Source organism: Ruegeria sp. BI11 (genome assembly GCF_056538005.1).
In genome coordinates this window covers 163,829-186,314 of record NZ_JBQFSM010000010.1, presented here as the reverse complement: position 1 = coordinate 186,314, position 22,486 = coordinate 163,829, and the positions used below count along the sequence as shown (strand labels likewise).

At 59.4% G+C, this 22,486-nt stretch carries 10 protein-coding genes, 1 pseudogene and 1 riboswitch; of the genes and pseudogenes, 5 read left to right on the top strand and 6 right to left on the bottom strand.

Annotated elements, in window-relative coordinates:
* The 5 genes and pseudogenes from glyA to ACR0DT_RS19310 form a co-directional block, all read right to left on the bottom strand.
* A pseudogene (gene glyA / locus ACR0DT_RS19330) lies at nt 1-184 on the bottom strand (serine hydroxymethyltransferase); the annotation flags it as partial.
* Nucleotides 185-263: 79 nt separating this feature from the next.
* The gene (locus ACR0DT_RS19325) at nt 264-1,235 is read right to left on the bottom strand and encodes a 2-hydroxyacid dehydrogenase (protein WP_480712325.1); all 972 of its coding nucleotides are present in this window, start codon (nt 1,233-1,235) and stop codon (nt 264-266) included.
* Nucleotides 1,235-2,122: a succinate--CoA ligase subunit alpha gene (gene sucD, locus ACR0DT_RS19320; RefSeq protein WP_480712322.1), complete on the bottom strand. Its 888-nt coding sequence runs from the start codon at nt 2,120-2,122 to the stop codon at nt 1,235-1,237. The genes ACR0DT_RS19325 and sucD overlap by 1 nt, the downstream gene beginning before the upstream one ends.
* Nucleotides 2,122-3,318: a malate--CoA ligase subunit beta gene (locus ACR0DT_RS19315; RefSeq protein ID WP_480712321.1), complete on the bottom strand. Its 1,197-nt coding sequence runs from the start codon at nt 3,316-3,318 to the stop codon at nt 2,122-2,124. Before ACR0DT_RS19315 ends, sucD begins: the two co-directional genes overlap by 1 nt.
* Before the next feature lie 15 nt (nt 3,319-3,333).
* Nucleotides 3,334-4,575, bottom strand: a complete 1,242-nt coding sequence (locus tag ACR0DT_RS19310; protein ID WP_480712320.1) for a pyridoxal-phosphate-dependent aminotransferase family protein — start codon at nt 4,573-4,575, stop codon at nt 3,334-3,336.
* Between the two features lie 220 nt (nt 4,576-4,795).
* On the opposite strand from ACR0DT_RS19310, the gene ACR0DT_RS19305 reads away from it, so the two are divergent.
* From ACR0DT_RS19305 to ACR0DT_RS19285, 5 genes are all read left to right on the top strand, one after another.
* Nucleotides 4,796-5,425: a response regulator transcription factor gene (locus tag ACR0DT_RS19305; RefSeq protein ID WP_480712319.1), complete on the top strand. Its 630-nt coding sequence runs from the start codon at nt 4,796-4,798 to the stop codon at nt 5,423-5,425.
* 91 nt (nt 5,426-5,516) lie between these two features.
* On the top strand, nt 5,517-6,065 hold the full coding sequence (thpR, locus tag ACR0DT_RS19300; protein WP_480712318.1) for an RNA 2',3'-cyclic phosphodiesterase: 549 nt from the start codon (nt 5,517-5,519) through the stop codon (nt 6,063-6,065).
* A gap of 713 nt (nt 6,066-6,778) precedes the next feature.
* On the top strand, nt 6,779-15,982 hold the full coding sequence (locus ACR0DT_RS19295) for a beta strand repeat-containing protein (protein WP_480712317.1): 9,204 nt from the start codon (nt 6,779-6,781) through the stop codon (nt 15,980-15,982).
* 54 nt (nt 15,983-16,036) lie between these two features.
* A complete protein-coding gene (locus tag ACR0DT_RS19290; RefSeq protein ID WP_480712316.1) occupies nt 16,037-19,660 on the top strand; it encodes a hypothetical protein in 3,624 nt (1,207 codons plus the stop codon).
* A gap of 18 nt (nt 19,661-19,678) precedes the next feature.
* Nucleotides 19,679-20,158, top strand: a complete 480-nt coding sequence (locus tag ACR0DT_RS19285; RefSeq protein WP_480712315.1) for an invasion associated locus B family protein — start codon at nt 19,679-19,681, stop codon at nt 20,156-20,158.
* 91 nt (nt 20,159-20,249) lie between these two features.
* On the opposite strand, the gene thiC is transcribed toward ACR0DT_RS19285, so the two are convergent.
* Nucleotides 20,250-22,040, bottom strand: coding sequence for a phosphomethylpyrimidine synthase ThiC (gene thiC / locus ACR0DT_RS19280; protein ID WP_480712314.1), 1,791 nt, complete (start codon nt 22,038-22,040; stop codon nt 20,250-20,252).
* Between the two features lie 108 nt (nt 22,041-22,148).
* A riboswitch (TPP riboswitch) is annotated at nt 22,149-22,268 on the bottom strand.
* Nucleotides 22,269-22,486: the final 218 nt, after the last annotated feature.

The following is a 22,486-nucleotide window of genomic DNA, read 5'->3' as shown; positions in this document are numbered from 1 at the left end:
ATTTGTTGGTCATCACCGAGCCCTGCGCCTCCATCACGGCGGCAGAAACGATGTTCTCGGACGCGATCAGCTCGATCTCGTCGCGCTGGCGACCCAGCTCGGATGTGATCGAGCCAAAAAGCTCAGGATCACGCTCGGATAGGGACTGGGTGAAAAAACCGTCTGTACGATGCGGGGCATTCACGGGGCAAATCTCCTGTAGACGAGGGCCGAAGCAGCGGCTGTGGCCGCATCGGCAGTCATTGTTCATAGCGAAAAGGGTGTCAGATCACCCGGTCGCGGGGCTCACGGCCTTGGAAAAAGTCGCTTAGGTTGTCCAGCACGCGGAACCCCATCGCTTCGCGCGCCTCGCGCGTTGCGCTGCCCAGATGTGGAAGCATCACGAGGTTGTCACATTGCAGCAGATCCGGGCTGATGCGGGGCTCGCCGTCGAACACATCCAAAGCTGCGCCACCAATCATTTCAAACATCAGCGCCTGAATCAGGGCACGCTCATCAATGATTTCACCCCGCGCGGTGTTGATCAGGAACGCGTTGGGCTTCATCAGGTCCAGCCGACGTGAATTGATCAGATGACGGTTTGCGGCCCCACCGGGGCAGTGGAGCGAAACGAAATCACACTGTGGCAGCAACTCGTCGATTGTGTCGACCTGCGTTGCGTTGCATTGGGCCAGAACATCGGGCAAAACTTGGCTTCGATTGTAGACAAGAATGTCCATGCCGAACCCGTGATGGGCGCGGCGTGCCATTTCCTGTCCGATACGCCCATACCCGATGATACCCAGCGTTTTACCGCTGACCTTGGTGCCAATCAGATGCGTGGGCCGCCATCCGGTCCAGCCCCCGGCGCGCAGCTCACGCTCGCCCTCGCCGGCACGGCGCGCCACCATCAGCATCAGAGTCATAGCAATATCGGCAGTACATTCGGACAAGACATCCGGTGTATTCGTTACCGTCATACCCAATTCACGCGCTGACGGTTCGCAGATATGGCTGTAGCCGACCCCGTAATTGGCAAGGATCTTGGTTTGCGCGCCGGGCACATCCAATGCCTCAGCGCTGAGTGTATCAGTGACTGTGGGCAGGACGGCATCATAGGTTTTCAATGCCTGTCGGATGTCTGCCGGGGACATTGGCTTGTCCCCGGTATTCAGTACGGCGTTGTAGTTTTCGGCCAGTTGCGCCTCGACGGCGGCAGGCCAGCGACGGGTGACTAAGACCGAAGGTTTGACCATCATGCAGCCTCCATCACACGCGCGATTGTCTCACCAATCACGGCAGGGTTTTCGGCCACGTTCACACCGGCAGCGGACAGGATTTCAACCTTTTCGCTGGCGCTTTCGCCAAAGGCCGAAATGATCGCACCGGCGTGGCCCATAGTGCGGCCTTTCGGAGCAGTCAGGCCCGCAACATAGGCAACCACCGGCTTGGTGATGTGGTCGCGAATATACTCCGCCGCTTCGGCTTCCTGCGGACCGCCGATTTCACCGATCATTGCGATGATGTGGGTATCTTCGTCCTCTTCAAACCGTTGCAGGATATCCTTGAACGAGGACCCGTTGATTGGATCACCGCCGATACCGACGCTGGTCGACACGCCGATCCCACGCTCTTTCAATTGCGCCGCAGCTTCATAGCCCAACGTCCCCGAGCGCCCGATTATGCCCACATGACCAGGCAGATAGATATGGCCGGGCATGATCCCTAGTAGAGCCTTGCCGGGCGAGATTGTACCCGCGCAGTTCGGTCCGGTCAGAACCATGCGCTTTTCTTTCGGGTAGCGGTACATGTATCGTTTGACCCGGATCATGTCCTGCGCGGGAATGCCGTCGGTGATGCAGACGCAATAGCGGATACCGGCATCTGCGGCCTCCATGATTGAGTCAGCAGCGAAGGGAGGCGGCACAAACACAAGGCTCGCATCCGCGCCGGTTGCCTCGACGGCTTGTTTGACCGTGTCAAACACCGGCACACCCTCGACGGTTTCACCGCCTTTACCGGGCACGACGCCGCCTACAACATTGGTCCCATAGCGCAGCATGTCTTTGGTATGGAACCGGGCCATCCGCCCAGTGATACCTTGCACGATGACGCGCGTTTCACGATCGAGAAGAATGCTCATTACACAGCCCTCATCTTGGTGCCTTGAGTAAGGTCGTTTTTCCATGCGCCGACCACGCGTTCGGCGGCTTCGATCAGTGTAGTTGCGCGAATGATGGGAAGGCCCGATTTCGCCAGTATTTTCTGGCCTTCCTCTACGTTCGTGCCCGCAAGGCGCACGACAACCGGAAGGTCGAGATCCAGTTCTTTCAACGCCTGCACAACGCCTTCAGCCACCCAGTCGCAGCGGTTTATGCCCGCAAAGATGTTGACCAGAATGGCCTGCACGTTGTTGTCCGACAAAACCAACCGGAACGCTTTGGCCACACGTTCGGGCGATGCGCCGCCGCCGATGTCGAGGAAGTTTGCGGGCTCGCCCCCGGCCAATTTGATGGTGTCCATCGTAGCCATGGCCAGCCCGGCGCCGTTGACGATACAGCCGATATTTCCGTCCAAACCGACGTAAGATAGCCCACGGTCCGCTGCGCGGCTTTCACGCGGATCTTCCTGGCTTTTGTCCCGGAGTTCAGCGATTTGCGGATGACGGAACAGAGCGTTGTCGTCAAAGCTCATCTTTGCGTCCAGTGCCAACACCCGGTCGTCGCCAGTGATAACCAGCGGATTGATTTCAACCATGGTGGCGTCCAGATCGCTGAAGGCGGCATAGCAACCCTGCAGGGTGCGCACCATCTGCTGCACCAGTTTCGGCTCAAGGCCTAGCTGGAACGCAATTTCGCGTGCCTGGAACTCCTGCAGACCAACCGCAGGTTCAACTATCGACCGGACGATACTGTCCGGGCGGTCGGCCGATATATCCTCGATCTCCATTCCGCCTTCGGACGAGGCAACGATCATCACCCGCTGGCTTGAGCGATCAAGCACGAAACCAAGGTAAATCTCGCGATCAATCGGCACGGCAGATTCGACGTAGACGCGATAGATGCCTTTGCCTTCGGGGCCGGTCTGATGAGTTACCAATTTGCGCCCGAACAGGTCATCGCAGGCCTGATAAATCTCGTTTTCGGTGTTGCACAGCTTGACCCCTCCGGCCTTGCCACGCCCGCCTGCGTGGACCTGCGCCTTGACGATCCACTTGTCACCGCCCAGCTCACGGGCCCGATAGGCCGCTTGTTCCGGGCTGTAGGCAAGTGCACCTGATGGCACGTCGACGCCAAAGTTCGAAAGGATTTCCTTCGCCTGATATTCGTGGATATCCATGTGATCCGCTCCTGTTTATGCAGCGATTGAAGTGCCGTAACGGCTGTCCAACAAAGCTTCGATTGCGTCCTGGTCGACTTCTGCGCCCAACTCGCGCAGAGCCTGGGCGAACAATCGAACAATCTGGCTGATAGCATCTCGGTTGAGTTGGTTGAGAATGCCGATGCGTACCTGCACCGGCGCGCTGAGCGTCGGCCAGAGGCCGAAGCCCTGCGCCCGGCAGTTTTGCACCAATTCCATTTCGCGCCCCGCCAGCTCGGGCGGCAGGTTGAGCACAACAAGGCTGGGCATGTCCGAGGTGACCTGGCATCCCATCTCGGTCACAGCATCCCGCAGGACCTTTTCATGAGTCCGATACGACATCGACCGTCTAGCCAGACCTTCTTGCAGGGTCAGGCGTAGGGATTCATGGAAAGCGGCAACGGCGTATCCTGAATGGGTCCGGTGATAGGTTCCCTTTTCGACGTCCTGTCCGTCGGCGATGCCCCAGTGGCGCGCCTCGAAAATCGGGTTGTGCACATAGGTATAGGCCCCGGTCGTTTTCAGGGTTTCGATATAAGCATCCGTGAAGCTGACTGGCGCATAGGTCAGGGGCAGACAGCACAGGCCTTTCTGCGGACAAGAGGCCCAGCCTGCGACACCCGGATAGTCATCAATCGAAAAGTCATCGACGCCGAGGGATGAGACGGCATCGATCAGCCCCAATGCTCCGTGGCGTTCGCAGGCATCCGAGAAGCCGCGCAGGTCATTAATGCGACCCGACCCGGTTTCCCAATGCGCCATGAAAGCCCATTTGGGTTTGTGCTCTGCCAAAGCGGCCTCGACCATTTCGCCGGTCACAGGCTTGCCATGCGGAACATCGATAACAGTGACACTGGTCGCCTTTGGATCAAGCGGATCGGCGGCGTGTTCTACAGGCGTGGCCGCTTTGATCCGAAGGGTCAGCGCGTCAATGCCGGAAAACGTGCCATTGGTGAAAGCAACCACTGTGTCGCCAGGCATGACGGCCGAGAACATGGTGTCCAGCGCGCTCCAACCGGTACCGGCAACCGCGAAGGTATAGATGTTCTCGGTGCCCCAGATTTTGCGCAGCATGTGCTTGCATTCGACCATCCCGCGCAGGACGTCGCCCTGCATGTGATCGGCGACACCCGCACTAGCAAAGGCACGCAGGACGCGGGCATCGGTATTGCCTGGCCCCGGACCCGCGGCCAGAGTCTCGGGGATCTCAAGCGGTGGGAAAATCTGAAAAGTCATCGTCTGACACCCTCGGCTGTTGAGCGGGCAAAGCGGCCCGTTGTGTTGCATTGCCGAATAGAAAACGCTGGCTTGTCTTGCGACGCAACGTAACTTACTACTGCTTTAGGATGGCTAAAAGTATGGGAAAATACCCACCCATAAATATAAAAATACCGCAGTATACAGAATTTTGACCCACCTAGAAGGGTAGTTTTTGATAAAAACAAGGTAGAAACAGATGGTTGATGCCTCAGGTGTTCCAATTGATGTCATGCTCGCGGACAGCAATCCGCTGGTCCTGTCCGCCATGTCCGAAATCTTCGAACGCGACTCGCGATTCTCTCTTGTGGCGACGTCGGCCACGGCCGAGGGGTTTCTTGGAACCGTGATGCGGGTTCCTGTTCAGGTCGGGGTGATCGACTGGAATTTACCCGTGCTTGGGGCGGCCAAACTGATCGAGGTACTGCGCGAACAGGCCAACGCCCCGCGGCTTGTGGTCTATGGCGATGCGACGGGCGATATACCGCGACTGGCGATGCAAGCCGGGGCCGCGGGCTTTGCCGCCCGGTCCGGCGAGGTCGAGGGCCTGCTGGAAACTTGCGCCAATGTGGCGGCAGGCAAGATGGTTTTTCCGTTTATCGACGTTCGGAAAATGCAACAGGACCCGATTCAAAGTCTGTCCCGCAAAGAACGCGCCATTCTTGAGGCGCTGGCGCAGGGAATGTCGAATCGAGACTTGTCGAAAGAGCTGCAGATTTCGACCAACACCGTCAAATTTCATCTGTCGAACATCTATGAAAAACTGGGCGTGAAGAACAGAACGCAGGCAATCGCCCAATTCTACTCGGCGCGGATCGCCAGAGAATAATCTTGTTCAAGGTGGCCAGTCGTCAATTCGAACCGGTCATGTGTATAGAGAGCAGGACCGACAGCGCTGACCTGGACGGTTAACGTGATGCATGCTTATTAATGAACTGCAAGAGGATCAGTTGCGCTCCTTTGTTGCCATATCGCTCAACCGAGAGGTGAAGATGGCTCTTGAACCTCTGCAGCGCAGTTTGCCTGTTGGACGCCCGGTGCTATCTGAGAACCTGCACCTGACACTGGCATTTTTGGATGATCAGCCCGATCAGGTTTTGGAAGCCCTGCACGATGAACTATTAGTGCTTTCTGCAGACCCATTCTGCATCACCTTTTCTGGGATCGAACGCTTTGGGCGCGTTTTGGCGGTCGGGGTAAAAGACTGCGCTCCACTTTTGACTCTGCATCGCAAGGTGCAGGCTGCAGTTCGCCGGGCCGGGATCGTTTTGCCTCGACGGCGTTTCTGTCCGCATGTCACGATCGCCCGTCTAAAATCTGCTCAACATGAGGTTGTTCAGCCGGATCAGAACCTTTGGCCTGTAGCGGCGTTGCCGGAAATGCAGGTAATCGGTTTGACCCTATACGAATCAACGCTGCGGTACCAAGGGGCCCGGCATCACGCGTTGGCGCACTACTCACTTCTGTAAAGAATCTCGTAATGAGAGTTCGGTGATTGCTAAATATATTTTTGTCCTGAAAATTGCTGTGTCAGCCAATTGGCGCATTGGAAATGTTGCATTTGAGCAATAACAATAACGAAACTGTTAACGAGTGAATTTTAGGAAATTTATCTCCTTTAGCTTGAGCGTATTCTGCCTGAAATGGTGATGGGGTCACGTCGAATTACAGGTTGCTGTTCTTCGGAGCTGCGTCCGATTGCCATGTGTTCTGACTGGGTCGGTTGTGAGGTTCGAGGGTGACGATGAAATCAAATTTACTATGCATGGTCTCATTTTGCGTATTGATTTCAAGTCCTTTGCTTGCCGCGCCAACAGCTGCTTCAAAAGTCGGTGATACCGTCACCAACCCAGTGACCGGTCTTGATACCACCGTAAGCGCTCTGATTGTAGATCCAGCCTCGACGCCGACAGCGGGTACAACCGCCTTTGTGGAAACGGCTGACGGGTATGTTTTTCTCGTTAAAAGTGCAGGCGACACAATCTATAATTCGGACAATCCTCCACTTGCTTTTAGTATTGTCTCAATTAGCGGAACAACGGCCCAAATCAGTAATTCCGGGGCGACGGGAACGTCCAGCCTATCAACACAGCTGACGCTGTCTCAATACAATAGCAACTTCAACAGCTCGGGAACGCCGGGCACCGTGACTCCGCCCGTGAATGTCTCGGGACCCAACGGCGTGAACCAAGTCGTTTACGGAAGCAACGGCAGCAACGGGCGCGACGGAGCGCTGTTTGTACCACCAAGCTCGGGTGGTGATGGTGATGATGGCCCAACGCAGACTCAGTCTTTGTCCAGCAATGTCAACGCGACCAGCAATGTTGGATGGGAGATTGGCAGCGTCGGCGGTGATGGGGGTAACGGCGGTGACTCGTATCTGAGTTTCTGGGATGGACGTGACGGCGGCGATGGCGGCAAGGGCGGTACGGTCAACGCGACGCAGAACTCCAGCAGCACAATCCAGACATCAGGCAGCTATAACGACGGAATTTTTGCGTTTAGCCGTAGTGGTGAGGCCGGAAATGGCGGCAGCGGTTTCGCCGCGCCGGGCGGTGGCACCGGTGGGCACTCGGCCGACGGAGGCAATGTAACAGTCAACCAGAGCGGGTCTATTTCAACGACCGGAGACTCGGCCGATGGCATCTATGCGCTGAGCGTGTCGAACAATGGCGGTAATGGTGGGTCGCAATGGGGATTGGTCGGCGCATCAGGGGACGGCGGCTATGGTGGCAGCGGCGGCACGGTTGTCGTCAACACAACATCAAGCGGTAGCATTCTGACGACAGGCGATTACGCCAACGGCATTTATGCCCAGTCCATTGGAGGTTCGGGCGGGTCAGCGGGGACAAGCGGCAACTTGCTGGTTTCGTTGATCGGTGGCGCGGACAACGGCGGCAACGGCGGTGCGGTTTCGGTCTCGCACGGTGGAGCAATCGAAACGCGGGGTGATTTTGCGCGCGGGATCGTGGCCCAGTCCATTGGCGGCGGTGGCGGTTCGGGGGGTACTGCAGGGGGGCTGGTTGCACTGTCTCTGGGTGGTGTCGGCTCAAACGGCGGTAGCGGGGATACTGTTAGCGTCACGGTTCAAGGTACTGGCACCATTCTGACTTCTGGCGAGGGTGCTGACGGGGTTATGGCACAGTCCATTGGCGGCAGCGGTGGCACGGGTGCGAATTCCTATGGTCTGGTTGCCATCGGCGGCACCGGGTCCCGGGGTGGCACGGGGTCTGCGGTTAGTGTGAAAAATTATGGGAGCATTGTGACCGGAGGCGACGGAGCCCGTGGCATCATTGCTCAATCCATTGGCGGCGGCGGCGGTGATGGCGGATCTTCCGGCGGCATGGTCTCTGTCGGCGGCAACGGCAATGGCGGTGGCAGCGGTTCAACCGTGACTATTGTGAACGACGGCATCATCACCACAACCGGCGACGACGCGATGGGCATCCTGGCCCAGTCTATTGGCGGTGGAGGCGGCAATGGGGGTTCGTCCGGGTCTGTTGGTGCGTTTGTGGGTGTGGCCATCGGTGGCGATGGCGGTGCTGGTGGTACAGGTGGTGACGTCGACGTCACCCTCTCCAATACCGACAGCAGTCAGCCTTCGGCGATCCAGACGTCGGGCGACCGCTCGGCAGGTGTGTTTGCCCAATCCGTTGGTGGCGGAGGCGGCAATGGTGGCGGCGCTGTATCCGTTGCTGTCGGGGCCTTTGGCGCGGCATCGGTTTCGGTCGGCGGAGCGGCAGGCAATGGCGGCGACGGTGGCGACGTAACACTCAGCGGTAGCGGCTCAGCGTCGGTGCAAACCGGTGGGGACGATTCCATTGGCGTCATGCTGCAATCGGTTGGCGGCGGCGGCGGTAACGGCGGTTATGCCGTTTCGGTCGCAGTTTCCGGCGGCCCGGTTTCTGGCTCACTGGCTGTTGGTGTCGGTGGTGACGGTGGCACGGGTGGCAAAGGCGGCGACGTAACCGTCGGCCAGTTCGATGGCAGCGGCGCTGCCACAGTCGCAGGTTTTGAAGGCACGGTTGTTACCACCGGGAACCGCTCGACAGGGATGCTGTTCCAATCGGTTGGTGGTGGCGGTGGCAATGGTGGTCTGGCTGTTGCTGCAACCGGCGGTGCTTCGGCGCTGTTTTCCGGCAATGTCTCGGTTGGGATCGGTGGACAGGCGGGCAGCGCCGGCGACGGAGGGACCGTGCAGGTCTACACCAATGCGGATGTGACCACGACCGGTACAAACTCCAGCGCGATCATTGCGCAATCAGTTGGTGGCGGCGGCGGCAACGGTGGCGGCAGCATCGCTGCTGGCGTAAGTGCCAGTGGTGTTGCGGCGATTGGGATCAATGTTGGCGTTGGTGGAGACGGTGGCGGCGCGGGGATCGGAGGCGATGTGACTCTGGTTGCGGGCGGAACGTCGATTGAGACCAGCGGCGCGTTCTCAAGCGGCGTTGTCGCGCAATCGGTTGGCGGCGGCGGTGGCAATGGCGGTTATAGCATCGGGGCCAGCGCCGATCTTGGCGGTGCGGCAGCGGGGTCTGTCAGCGTGGGTCTTGGCGGTAAATCCGGCGGCGGTGGAGCAGGGGGAGTTGTAACCGCCGAGGTTGATGCAGACGTCACGACGCGTGGAGATGATTCTGGCGCTGTGGTCGTACAATCCATCGGCGGCGGTGGTGGTAATGGCGGCTTCAGTGTAGCGGCAGGTCTGGCCGCGGGGGGCGCAGGGGCCGGGACCATCGATGTGGGCCTTGGCGGTGATGGCGGCAGCGGTGGCGTTGGCGGAACCGTCACAGGTGTCCGCGTCAACGGAGACGTTCGCACCGAGGGTTTGCGGTCCACGGGTGTGGTGATCCAGTCCATCGGTGGTGGTGGAGGTAACGGCGGCTTTAACGTCACCGCAGGTGTTGCCGCGGCGGGTGCCGGGGCCGGAACGATCGGCGTCGGGCTGGGTGGCAATGGCGCCACCGGCGGCGATGGCGGTGTGGTGGAAGGCGAGGTTGCCGGTAACGTCATCACTTTGTCTGACAATTCAAGCGGCGTAGTGTTCCAGTCCATTGGCGGTGGCGGCGGTAATGGCGGGTTCAACGTCACGGCGGGGATCGCCGGAGCAGGTGCGGGCGGCGGGGCCGTCACGGTTGGTCTTGGCGGCGGCGGCTCGGGCGGCGGGATCGGGAAATCGGTCACCGGTACTGTCACCGGCACTGTCACCACGGGCGGGGCAGACTCGACTGCCGTTCTGGCGCAGTCTGTTGGTGGCGGCGGCGGCAATGGCGGATTCAATGTCAGTGCCTCTCTGGCCGGTGCGGGTGTTGGCAGCGGCGCTGTCAGTGTTGGGCTTGGCGGTGACGGCGGCAGCGGCGCAGATGGGGGAACAGTCAACCTGACCACTACCAATTCCATTGTGACTGCTGGTGACCGGTCATCCGGCGTGGTCGCGCAATCCATCGGTGGCGGTGGTGGTAATGGCGGCTTTAATGTCTCTGGCACCGGTGCTGGCGCGGGTGTCGGCTCGGGCGCGGTCAGTGTAGGGCTTGGCGGTACCGGCGATGGTGGCGGTGACGGTGGCGCGGTCACCCTGACATCGGGTGGAACAATCCTCACACAGGGCGATTCAGCCACGGCCTTTCTGGCGCAATCCATCGGTGGCGGTGGTGGCAACGGTGGCTTTAACGTCAGCGCGGCGGTTCAGGGATCGGGCACTGCAGGCGGCGGAGTATCCGTTGGCCTGGGTGGTGACGGCGCAGGCGGGGGAGACGGCAGCACCGTTATCGCCACGTCTAACAATGCGGTGGAAACACGCGGTGACCAGTCCTCGGGCGTTGTGGCGCAATCCATTGGAGGTGGTGGCGGCAATGGCGGTTTCAACGTGGCTCCGGTTCTGTCGGGCGCAGGAACGGCGAGCGGAGCGGTCAGCGTTGGCCTTGGCGGTTCGGGTGATACAGGCGGGCAGGGTGGCAACGTCACTCTGACCTCGAACGGAACCATTCTGACCGACGGGTTTGCCTCAAGCGGTTTCGTAGCTCAGTCCATTGGCGGCGGTGGCGGTAATGGTGGGTTCAACGTCTCTCCGACAGTTTCGGGTGCTGGTACGGGCGCAGGCTCGGTCTCTGTCGGGCTGGGTGGCTCGAGTGCGGGCGGGGGTGACGGCAGCCAGGTCACGGCGAACACCACGGCCAATGTGGTGACCAAAGGCGACGCTTCCGTTGGAATTTTGGCGCAATCCGTCGGCGGCGGTGGCGGCAATGGCGGCTTTAATGTCTCGCCAGCCTTGGCGGGTGCTGGCACCGGCTCGGGTGCGATCAGCGTTGGCCTAGGCGGGTCAGGTGGCAGCGGCGGTACTGGTGGCATCGTCGGCCTGACCGTTGCAAATGATGTTCAAACCGAAGGCGCGCAATCCAGCGCGGTTGTTGTCCAATCTATCGGTGGTGGCGGCGGCAATGGCGGGTTCAATGTCTCGGCCTCCGTGGGCGGTGCGGGGACCGGATCTGGCGCGGCAGCTGTAGGGCTGGGTGGTCGCGGTACTGGTGGCGGCGATGCTTCGGCAGTCACGGCAAAAGTCACAGGGAATTTGGTGACATTGGGCGACACGTCGACCGGCTTGTTGACGCAATCCGTCGGCGGTGGTGGCGGCAATGGAGGCCTGAATGTCTCGGTTGCGATTGCAGCCGCAGGAACAGGGTCGGGCGGTGCATCGGTCGGTCTCGGTGGTGCGTCCGGAACGGGCGGCAACGGTGGTACAGCCGAAGCGACACTGACCGGAGACGTGTCGACTCAAGGAAACGAATCCAGCGGCGTCATCGTGCAGAGCCTTGGCGGCGGCGGTGGCAATGGCGGCATGAATGTGTCGGCAACAGTCACGGTTGCTGGCACCGGCAGCGGCGGTGCATCGGTCGGCCTAGGTGGCAGCGGTGGCGATGGCGGCAACGCGGATACGGCGAATGTTACGGTGGTTGGTAATGTCTCCACAGCAGGCGACAATTCCGGCGGCGTTATGGTGCAATCCGCAGCGGGCGGCGGCGGTAACGGAGGGCTAAATGTCTCGGCTGCCGTGAATATCTCGGGCACCGGTGGCGGCGCGGTTGGCGTTGGTATTGGCGGATCCGGCGGGAGCGGCGGCAAGGCAAGTACGGCCACCGGATCGGTTACGGGCGACATCATCACGGCGGGTGAAAACGCAACCGGCGTTCTGGTGCAATCCGTCGGTGGTGGCGGTGGCAATGGGGGCGTGAACATTTCGGGTGCGCTGAGCATTGCGCGTACTGGTTCGGGTGCTGCAGGTATCGGCGTTGGAGGCTTTGGCGGCAGCGGCGGCACCAGTGGTGTGGTCGACAGTACTTTCGCGGGCAATGTCAGCACTTCGGGCACGCGCTCGGCAGGTATTGTCGCGCAGAGCCTTGGCGGCGGCGGCGGCAATGGCGCCACGAATATCTCTGGTGCAATTTCCGTTGCCAGCAATTTCTCGGGCGGTCTCGGGATCGGCGTTGGTGGATTTGGCGGCAGCGGTGGTGCGGCGGACAGCGTCACGCAGCAGGTCACTGGCAATGTCACCACGACCGGCGATGACTCGGTCGGCATCCTGACGCAGAGCCTGGGTGGCGGCGGCGGCAACGGCGGCACCAACATCTCGGCCGCGTTGTCCCTGTCGCGGACGACGAATGCGGCTGTGGGCATCGGAGTCGGCGGTTTTGGCGGCGGTGGCGCAGATGCTGGTGCACTGGTTCAATCGACCGTTACGGGCGGCGTTGGTACTGCTGGTGACCGCAGTACGGCTGTTCTGACGCAAAGCCTGGGTGGCGGCGGCGGCAATGGCGGCACCAACATATCGGCCTCGCTGGGCATCAGCCAGGAAAACGGCGGTTCGGTCAGTCTGGGCGTGGGTGGCTTTGGCGGTGGGGCTGGCAATGCCGGTGACGTGATCAGTACCTTGCGGTCCAGCACGGACAGCAGCGGCACGACCTCAGTGGTCACGGCGGGTGCGGACAGCATCGGTGTCATGGCCCAATCCGTTGGTGGTGGAGGCGGCAATGGCGGTCTGAACGTCTCGGGTGCTGTGAACCTGACGGGCAAGTCCGGCGCGGCGGTTGCTTTGGGCCTAGGCGGCTTTGGCGGTGGAGGTGGCGATGCCGGAGCGGTGACGCTGGATGTTGAAAGCGACGTCGTGACCGCGGGCGACGGGTCGCATGGCCTGTTCGCGCAGAGCCTTGGCGGCAGTGGCGGCACCGGTGGTGTGAACATTTCGGGTTCACTGGCGCTGACCAAACCCTCGGGATCGGACACGATCTTTTCGGTCGCGGCTGGGGTTGGCGGCTTTGGCGGATCGGGTGGCGACGCCAGCGATGTCGATCTGGACTACACTGGCAACCTGCAAGCGGTGCCAATGGTGCAACAGCCCGACGGCACTTTTGCTGTCGATGAAAGCAAGGGCGCCAGTGGCATTATCGCGCAATCGCTGGGCGGCGGCGGTGGTTACGGCGGCACTAATGTGTCCGGCGGTATCGCGATCAGCGGCAAACCTGGCGCAGGTCAAACGGACAGCAGCAAATCCTATGCCGTTGTCGTAGGTGTGGGCGGGTTTGGTGGCGGTGGTGGTGATGCCGGTGACGTCAATGTCAACATTGGCGCGGGCAGCACAATCATGGCGCACGGAACCGGGCAGTCCGGTCTGCTGGCTCAGTCAGTCGGCGGCGGTGGCGGCAACGGTGGTATGAACGTTTCTGGCGGGATCGTATCCGACAGCTCGCTAATCGTAGGCGTTGGTGGTTTTGCGGGCAATGGAGGTGAAGCAGGCGACGTTACGGTTACGTCACAGGCCGACATCACGGTCACGACGAACCCGGACGATATCTCGATCCCTGACACTACAACTTTTGAAGATAAACTGCGTGATTTCCTGGGCGACACGATCGTTGATCAGACCGAGGAACTGGCCTCGACCTACGGGTTGGAGCGGCTGTTCATCGACATGGGTGTTTTCAACGAAGACAAGCCGGATACCGATGGATCGGCTGGTCTGCTGGCGCAATCCATTGGCGGTGGCGGTGGTAATGGTGGCCTGAACGTTTCAGGCGGTATTGCACTAAGCAAAGACGGCAAGATCCCCTCAGTTACCTTCGGGGTCGGCGGTTTTGGTGGCGACGGCAATGTATCCGGCGATGTAACCGTGGATCATGCGGGCACCATTTCGGTGGCGGGTAACTGGAAACACGGTGTTCTGGCTCAATCCATTGCGGGCGGCGGCGGCAACGGTGCGCTGAATGTGACCGGGCAGCTGAACTATGGCGATTCCAACAATTCTAACGGCAAAACCGATCTGAGCATCGTTGGTGGTCTGGGTGGTCATGGCGGTACGGGCGCAGATTCAGGCAACGTGATTGTCACGCAAACGGGCGATATCTCGACAAACGGCTATCACGCGCGCGGTATCTTTGCCCAAAGCATTGGCGGTGGCGGCGGCACTGGCGGGATTAATGCCACGTTCGTCGGCACCAAGGACAGCTCTCCCATTGCAATGGGTATTGGCGGATTTGGCGGCGGTGGCGGTGATGCTGGTGATGTGACCGTCGCGAGCGGGACTGCGCTAGCGGCAGCAGGCACCATCACGACGGACGGTGTCGGCGCGCACGGGATTGAAGCGTCCAGCATAGGTGGCGGCGGCGGCGACGCTGGGGTCAACGCAGTTGTGGGTATCAGCAAAACAACGGGCAACCAAAGCAACGGTGGCACCGGTGATTCAACCGACCGAAAGACGCCGACCAACACAGGCGTGGATGACTCGGTAATTGCCAATTACAACGCCGTTTTGGATGAGCTTGAGGGTAAGGTTAATCCGGCAGATTCATCTGGGAACAAAACCGGCATGTCGGCCGTGGTTGCTATTGGTGGTGACGCCGGAACCGCGGGAGATGGTGGTACGGTCGATATTGATCACTACGGCGATATCCTCACCAAGCAGGACAGCAGCCACGGGGTATTCGGCCAATCCATTGGCGGCGGCGGTGGTAATGCAGCTCTGAACCTGGCTTTTGCATATGAACTTGCCTCGGACCAAACCAACAAAGGTTTTGGCCTGGCTATAGGCGGCGGGACGGGTGAGGGCGGCATCGGCGGAACAGTCGATGTACGTAATACCGGCAATATCTCTACACTCGGCGCGGATTCCCACGGGCTGTTCGCGCAATCCGTTGGTGGCGGGGGCGGCAATGCGGGCTACAACTCGGCCTCGACATCGGTGGATGGCGGCAACGTCAACATCCAGATCGGCCGAACCGGCGGCACTGGCGGCAGCGGTGGTGATGTTTTTGCCAGCTCTGACGGTATTGTCAGCACTGCTGGCGACCGCTCTTACGGGTTCTTTGCCCAGTCCATCGGGAATGGCGGCGGCAACTCGTCCTCGACCTCTGTCAGCATTGGCACGCCGAAAACCGGCGACAGCAAAGGCAACAAGGCCAGCGTGTCGGTCGGCCTGGCGGGCGGCACGGGCGGCGCAGCGGGTGACGTGACCTCTGTGGTTGCGGGCACCGTAGTCACGCAGGGCGACGACGCGCATGCGGTGTTTGCTCAATCCGTCGGCGGCGGCGGCGGTAATGGTGGCAAGGCCAGCAACTCGGCCGGTGGCGGCATTTCTGCATCACTTTCCATAGGCGGCACCGGAGGGTCCGGAGGCGTTGGTGGCAAGGTCGATGTGACCAGTTCTGCACGGATCGCAACGCTAGGGGAGCGCTCGATCGGACTGCTGGCGCAATCGATTGGCGGCGCAGGGGGTACTGGCGGCATGGTGCAGGCGGGTCAGGGAAATCTTGATACGATCAAATCCATCGTGAACCCATCAACCGTGGGGACGGCAGCCTCGATCAACATCGGAGGCACCGGCGGCGATGGCATGACCTCGGACACAGTGACCGTTGTGAATGATGGCATGATCACCACGGCGGGAACGATGGCGCATGGTATCTATGCGCAATCCGTCGGCGGCGGTGGCGGTATGGGCGGTCTGGTGGAAAATCGTATCATCAACCTGCGCAAAGAGATCGGCAACACAGCGACCATTTCAATTGGTGGAAATGGCGGCACCGGAGCGGTGTCTGCGGCGGTTTCGGTCACCAACCGGAATGTAATCGCAACTACGGGTGAAAAATCCATCGGCATTTATGCGCAATCCGTCGGCGGTGGCGGAGGTGATGCACAACAGGTGCGCAATATCATCCTGGGCCGGTCCTCGGACGGGTCGACGACTAACGCTATTTTGATCGGTGGCACCGGTGGCACTGGCGGGGCAGGTAGCACGGTGACTGTCGCCAACGAAGCGGATGCCACAATCTTGACCGATGGCGCGGAAAGCCACGGTATCTTTGCCCAATCCGTCGGTGGTGGTGGTGGCAATGGCGGCTAAACCATCTCGGTTGACGGGCGTTATGGTGGGGCCGAGGCCAGCACGCGGCGGGCCTTGCAATTCGGTCTTGGTGGCGCGGGTGGCACAGGGGGCACGGGCGGCAACGTCTCGGTCACCAATGCCGGTACAATCGTTACCACCGGGGCGGGTGCGCATGGTATCTTTGCGCAGTCCATCGGTGGTGGTGGCGGCAATGGCGGCAGCTCGATCACGGGGACGGTGCGCCTCAAGACTGGCGACAGCAGTTCTCCGACTGCGCAGCTGAACATTGGTGGTTCAGGTGGCAGCGGCAATGTCGCCGGCAACGTGGTCGTCACCAACAGCGGTGATATTCAGGTTGATGGCACGGGCGCCTATGGCATCTACGCGCAATCTGTCGGCGGTGGCGGCGGCAACGGTGGATTGGCTGTTGCCATGGATGTGAATGACCTTAAGAACACCATGACCGGCAAGTCCTATTCAAAGATCGCCATTGGCGGGTCGGGCGGATCGGGTTCGGATGGCGGAAACGTTACGGTCAACCACACCGGCACCATCATTGTGAACGCTGACAATGGGTTTGGTATCTACGCCCAATCTGTTGGCGGCGGCGGCGGCAACGCCGGCTATTCAGTATCATCCCCGCTGGTCTCGGTGCTAGACTACACGATTTCGCAGGCGCTGGGGGCCCGTGAAGGATCCACCGGTTCGGTGGGCACCGTAACCGTCAATTCGACCGGAGACATTCTGGTCAATGGTACGAACAGCGAAGCCGTATTTGTTCAGTCGGTAAATGGCGGCGGCGGCAACGTTGATACATCGGTCGATTTCACTACGACAACCGCTGGCGCGACCGGCTCGGTCGTTAGCAGCGATATCTCCCTTGGTGGCGATGACGTGTCGGGCATGGTTGGAAACCAGATCACCCAGGCTCATAACGGTAACATCGCCACAACAAGCGACCGGTCGACTGGCCTGTTATTGCAGAGTGTCGGTGGCGGCGGCGGAACTTCTGCAACCACGGTGGACGTTCAGGATGGCGACGGTATCGACATCACCGCGCGGCTGGGAGCGATTAACACGGACGACGCCAGTGGTGGCGATGTGGATGGCAACCGGGCCGGAGATGTTGGCACCGATGGGGCGTTTTCGTCAGCCGGTGCGGCACAGTCCATCGGCGGCGGTGGCGGCAAGCTTGTGCTGAACAGCAACAGCGACGGTGTTGCCGGCATCGAAAAGGCTGCTTCGGTAATCCTGGGCTCCGATCCCAGCTTTAACAACGACGGCGGCGATATCGACCTGTCGTTGGACGGTAACGTTTTCACTAGCGGCGACCGATCCTATGGCCAAAGTGTTCAAAGCATCGGCGCGGGTGGTGGCGAAGTTGTCATCTCGGGTCTTGGGCGTGCAGATGTGATGCTGGGTGCGCAGGACGATTCAACCGGCGACGGTGGCAACGTTAACTTCGCGAATGTTGGAGACATGAGCACCAGTGGGACCGGATCGCATGGTTTCGTCATCCAGAGCATCGGCGGCGGCGGTGGCCTTGTTTCAACTGATATGGAGGCCAGCCGGATCACAGTAAATCTGTCTGCTGCTAATGGCGGTGACGGCGGTAACATCGGGTTTTCGCAGTCAGGCAATATCGTCACGACAGGTGAAAACGCGATCGGTGTTGTGGCGCAGTCGCTGGGCGGCGGCGGTGGCATAGTAGATTCGGTCTTCCGCGGGGCTGCGGGTGGTGCGGGGTCCGGCGGTGCCATCGACATGGCACTGGACGGCAATATCCTGTCGGTCGGCGAAGGTGGCATAGGTGTTTTTGCCCAATCAGAAGGGCGAGACGGCGCGGACGCGATCACGCTTGGGTTTAATGGTGTTGTCATGGGCGGCTCAGGTGAGACGGATGAGGTCGCATCAATTGTTGTGAAGGGCGGCACCGACAATATGCTAACCCTGTCAGAAGACACTCTGCTGATTGCCGGAAACGATCAGTTGGTAAATGGCAGTGACGGCAACGACCAGATCTCACTGTCGGGTGCGGCGCTTGGCAACATGGATCTTGGCACAGGTACCAATGGATTTACCGTTGAAGATGGCGCGGCCTTCTATGCGCTGGATACGGTCAATCTGGGTTCCGGCGGATTTATGCAAGTGAACGGTGATTTCGTCTTGGGGTCAAACCTGGGTCTGGATGGGGATTTGAGCGCAACAGTTCAGGCGAGTGACTTTACCTTTAGCGGAAATGTTAGCCAGACCCTGGGCGTTACCGGAAGCCTGGCCTTTGGTGCTACTGCGACATCAACCTTTGACGTGTATTTCCTGACCTCTGGTGCATCAGGCGGTAGCAGCGATCTGGTCAATGTTACCGGAGACGCCACCATGGGCGGCACACTGGTTCCACAGCTTAATACGCTGGAACGGGCCTTGCCCCTTGTCATCATCAATCCTGATGGAAACGCAGCAGATGCGGGCACAATGATCGAGGACACTGTGGTGCTGGATTATTCCATCGGCCTGAATGGTTCCACCTCTGACGGTAGTTCGATTGATCTGGTGATCACGCCGGATTACTCGACCCAAGGCATGAACGCCAACCAAGCCGCCATTGGTGATTATATAAATCAGGTGCTGAACGGGCAGGGATCGGCTGAACAGGGCCAGTTGTTCGCCTTGATCGGCAATATGCAGTCAGAGGCAGATGTCATTGCTGCAATCGAGAGCCTCTCGACGGCGGACTATGCTGCGGACGCGGTGGATGCCCTTTACGGCACCCGGGTATTCGCGGACACGCTGCACAATTGCGAACGGTTTACCGACTATCAGTTCGGGGATGACCCGCGCAATTGTGTCTGGTTCTCTGGCGGCCGGTCCTTCTACGACCGGGATCAGACCGGCATTTACGAAGAATTGGACATCAACAACACCAACTTCTCGACGGGTGTCCGTCTGCCGGTTGGGGATGAGCTGTTCGCCGGATTTGCTTTGGGTTATGACGAAATGAGCCTGCGGAACGGATCGAATTACAATGCGACCGGTGACCGGTTCAATCTGGGTGCATCGTTGACAAAATATACCGGTGCTTGGGAGTTCGCAGCCCAGCTTTCCGCCGGATGGTCAGAGTATGACACGCTCAGCGCTGGTGGGATCAGTGGCGTGCTGCCCAACGGCCAAGTCGTAAGCACTGTTGGTGTCAGCGAGATCAAGCATAAGATGAACCATCAAAACTTACGGTTCAGCTTCGCCTATGATCACCGGTTCGCAGGTGGCAGTGCGTACCTGCGTCCCGAGGTTGCCGTTGATGCCACGCGACTGGCGACTGAAAGCAATGGTGATGCGACCCTTGCGGGGGTTGTTCTGCAGGACGATAGCGAGATGATCTATTCGTTTACGCCATCGTTGGAGATCGGAACGGAGCAAATCCTGAGTGCCTCGCAGAAACTTCGTGCGAGCCTGCGGGCCGGTGCTATTTTGTCATCGGATGATACCGTATCGGTGACCGCCGGATTCAACGGTGCCAGCTCGGCCGACGGTGGGTTTTCCAACACCAGCTTTATCGGCGACGCTCATGGAGTGGTCTCGGCCCGCTTGGGGCTGTTCGCGCTGGATGATAGCAGCTTTATAAACCTGAGCCTCGATCATATGTTCGGAGACTCGACCAGGGCCCTGCAGGTTGGTCTTGGCCTTGGAATACAATTCTAATCGATGAGGGACAGCAGAATGAAAACGTGGATTTGCGCCTTGGGGGTCACATTGGGCTTGGCACTCCCTATTGCCGCGCAGGAAGGCGAGGCGCCGCCTTGGTCAGTCAATTGCAACAACCTGATCAACGGGTCCGAGTTGATTTGCGAGATGACCCAAAGCATCGTGTTAACCGAAAGTAATCAGCGGCTTACATCCATCGCATTTATCAAGCCCGCAGGTAAGGACGAAATCGAAACCGTGCTGACCTTGCCCTTCGGTTTGCTGTTTTCGGAGAGTCTGGTTGCAAAGGTCGATGATGCCGAGGTCGCCCGTTTGGAGTTTCTGACATGCGAGGCACAAGGTTGTTTTGCCCGTTCACCGGTTTCGCCGGAATGGATGTCGGCGATGCGGGCGGGCAAACAGTTGCAAATCGACGCCACAAACAGGATCGGAGAGCCGATCTCCTTTGGCTTCGATCTGGCCGGATTCAGTAAAGTATCAGATCTATTACCCTGACACTTGGGCAAGTTACAGTCGAACCCGTTGGGTGCAGACTTTTAGAAATGCGTGAAAGCGCGGAGCCGAAAGGATCGGCTCCGCAGCGAGTTCAGTCTTCTACGGGCATATAAAGGTCGCCGCCTTCGCGGAACTTGGCGGCCATCGCTTCCATGCCTTCTTTTTGCGCTTCAGTTCGAATGTCATGGCTAATCCGCATCGAGCAGAATTTCGGCCCGCACATCGAACAGAAATGCGCCACCTTATGTGCCTGCTTAGGCAAGGTTTGATCGTGGAATTCACGCGCCGTTTCAGGGTCTAGGGAAAGGTTGAACTGATCTTCCCAGCGGAATTCAAACCGGGCACGGGACAACGCATCATCGCGGCGTTGCGCGCCCGGCAAACCCTTGGCCAGATCGGCGGCATGAGCGGCAATCTTATAGGTGATAACCCCGGTTTTCACATCATCCCGGTCCGGCAGCCCCAGATGCTCTTTGGGTGTGACGTAGCACAGCATCGCACAGCCAAACCAGCCGATCATCGCCGCACCGATACCACTGGTGATGTGGTCGTATCCCGGCGCGATATCGGTGGTTAGGGGGCCAAGCGTATAAAACGGCGCTTCGTGGCAGCACTCCAATTGCTTGTCCATGTTTTCCTTGATCTTGTGCATGGCCACATGGCCCGGGCCTTCGATCATCACCTGACAATCCTTGGCCCACGCGATTTTGGTCAGCTCACCCAGCGTCTCCAACTCGGCGAATTGAGCTTCGTCATTTGCGTCGGCGATCGAGCCGGGGCGCAGCCCGTCACCCAAGCTGAACGACACGTCATAGGCCCGGCAGATGTCGCAAATCTCGTCGAAATGCTCATACAGGAAGCTTTCCTTGTGGTGATGCAGGCACCACTTTGCCATGATCGACCCGCCGCGCGAAACGATCCCGGTGACCCGTTTCACCGTCATCGGCACCATATGCAGGCGCACGCCCGCGTGGATGGTGAAATAGTCCACGCCCTGTTCGGCCTGTTCGATCAGGGTGTCACGGAACACCTCCCAAGTCAGGTCCTCGGCAATACCGTTTACCTTTTCCAAGGCTTGATACAGAGGCACTGTACCGATGGGAACCGGGCTGTTGCGGATGATCCATTCGCGAGTGTTGTGAATATTACGTCCCGTCGACAGATCCATCACAGTGTCCGCGCCCCAACGGATCGACCAGACCATCTTGTCCACTTCCTCTTCCATCGAAGAGGTCACGGCCGACGTGCCCATATTGGCATTGATCTTGACCAGGAAATTGCGCCCGATGATCATCGGCTCACTTTCTGGGTGGTTAATATTGGCGGGGATAATGGCGCGCCCGGCGGCGACCTCATCACGCACGAATTCCGGAGTCACATAATCGGGAATGCTTGCACCCCAATCATTGCCCTCGCGTTGTTCGGTGACGGCTTCGCGCAGCTGGTTTTCGCGAATGGAAATGAACTCCATTTCCGGAGTGACGATACCAGCGCGGGCATAAGCCAGTTGCGTTACGGCTTTGCCATCCTTTGCACGCAAAGGACGAGGACGTACCGGAAACTCGGGCGTCAATCGGTCGCCTTCAACAAAGCCGTTGTCCTCAGGTTTGATCTGACGACCATCATATTCTTCGACATCTGCCCGTGCTTCGATCCACTTGCGGCGCAGAGGTGCCAGACCCTGCCGAATGTCCGTCATCACCTGCGGGTCAGTATATGGCCCCGAGCTGTCATAGACGGGCAGGGGCGGTTCCCCGGCAGTGGGATGGACCGATATTTCACGCATCGGCACGCGCACGTCCGGGTGCAAAGTACCATCCACATAAATTTTGCGCGAAGCGGGCAGTTCACCCGTGGTGATCTTGGGATTGGGGATATTCATGTTGGTGCTCCTCAAGCAGTTCAACTCAAAAAGACACCAGATGAGTTTTGGCTTGGGGAAACGAGAAGGCGGAAAGCCCTCTGTTCGGAGTGCGCCCACCGGTTCCTTGGCCTGCGCGCCCTAGCTTCCTACGCCAGTATCAACTGGGTCAGGTTCAAAGGGTCGCATCGCCGGGCATTGCCCCGTCAGCCTCTCAGTCCCCTTGGTGGGACTCCCCTGCGTGCTGCAGGTTTAGCTTGAGGTTCGCACTTAAAACAAGCTCAGAATTTCATTTGTTTCAGAGTTTTTTATCAATCCTTGGGCGTTTCGATTGCTCAATTCAGCAACTAACATTTTGGATAAATTTAGGACATTGGATTTAAACCAGTTCTTCATCAAACCATAAAGACGATAAGGATTGTTATGTTAAATTAAAACCCCGGGCCGCGACGGATCCTCTTTAGGTC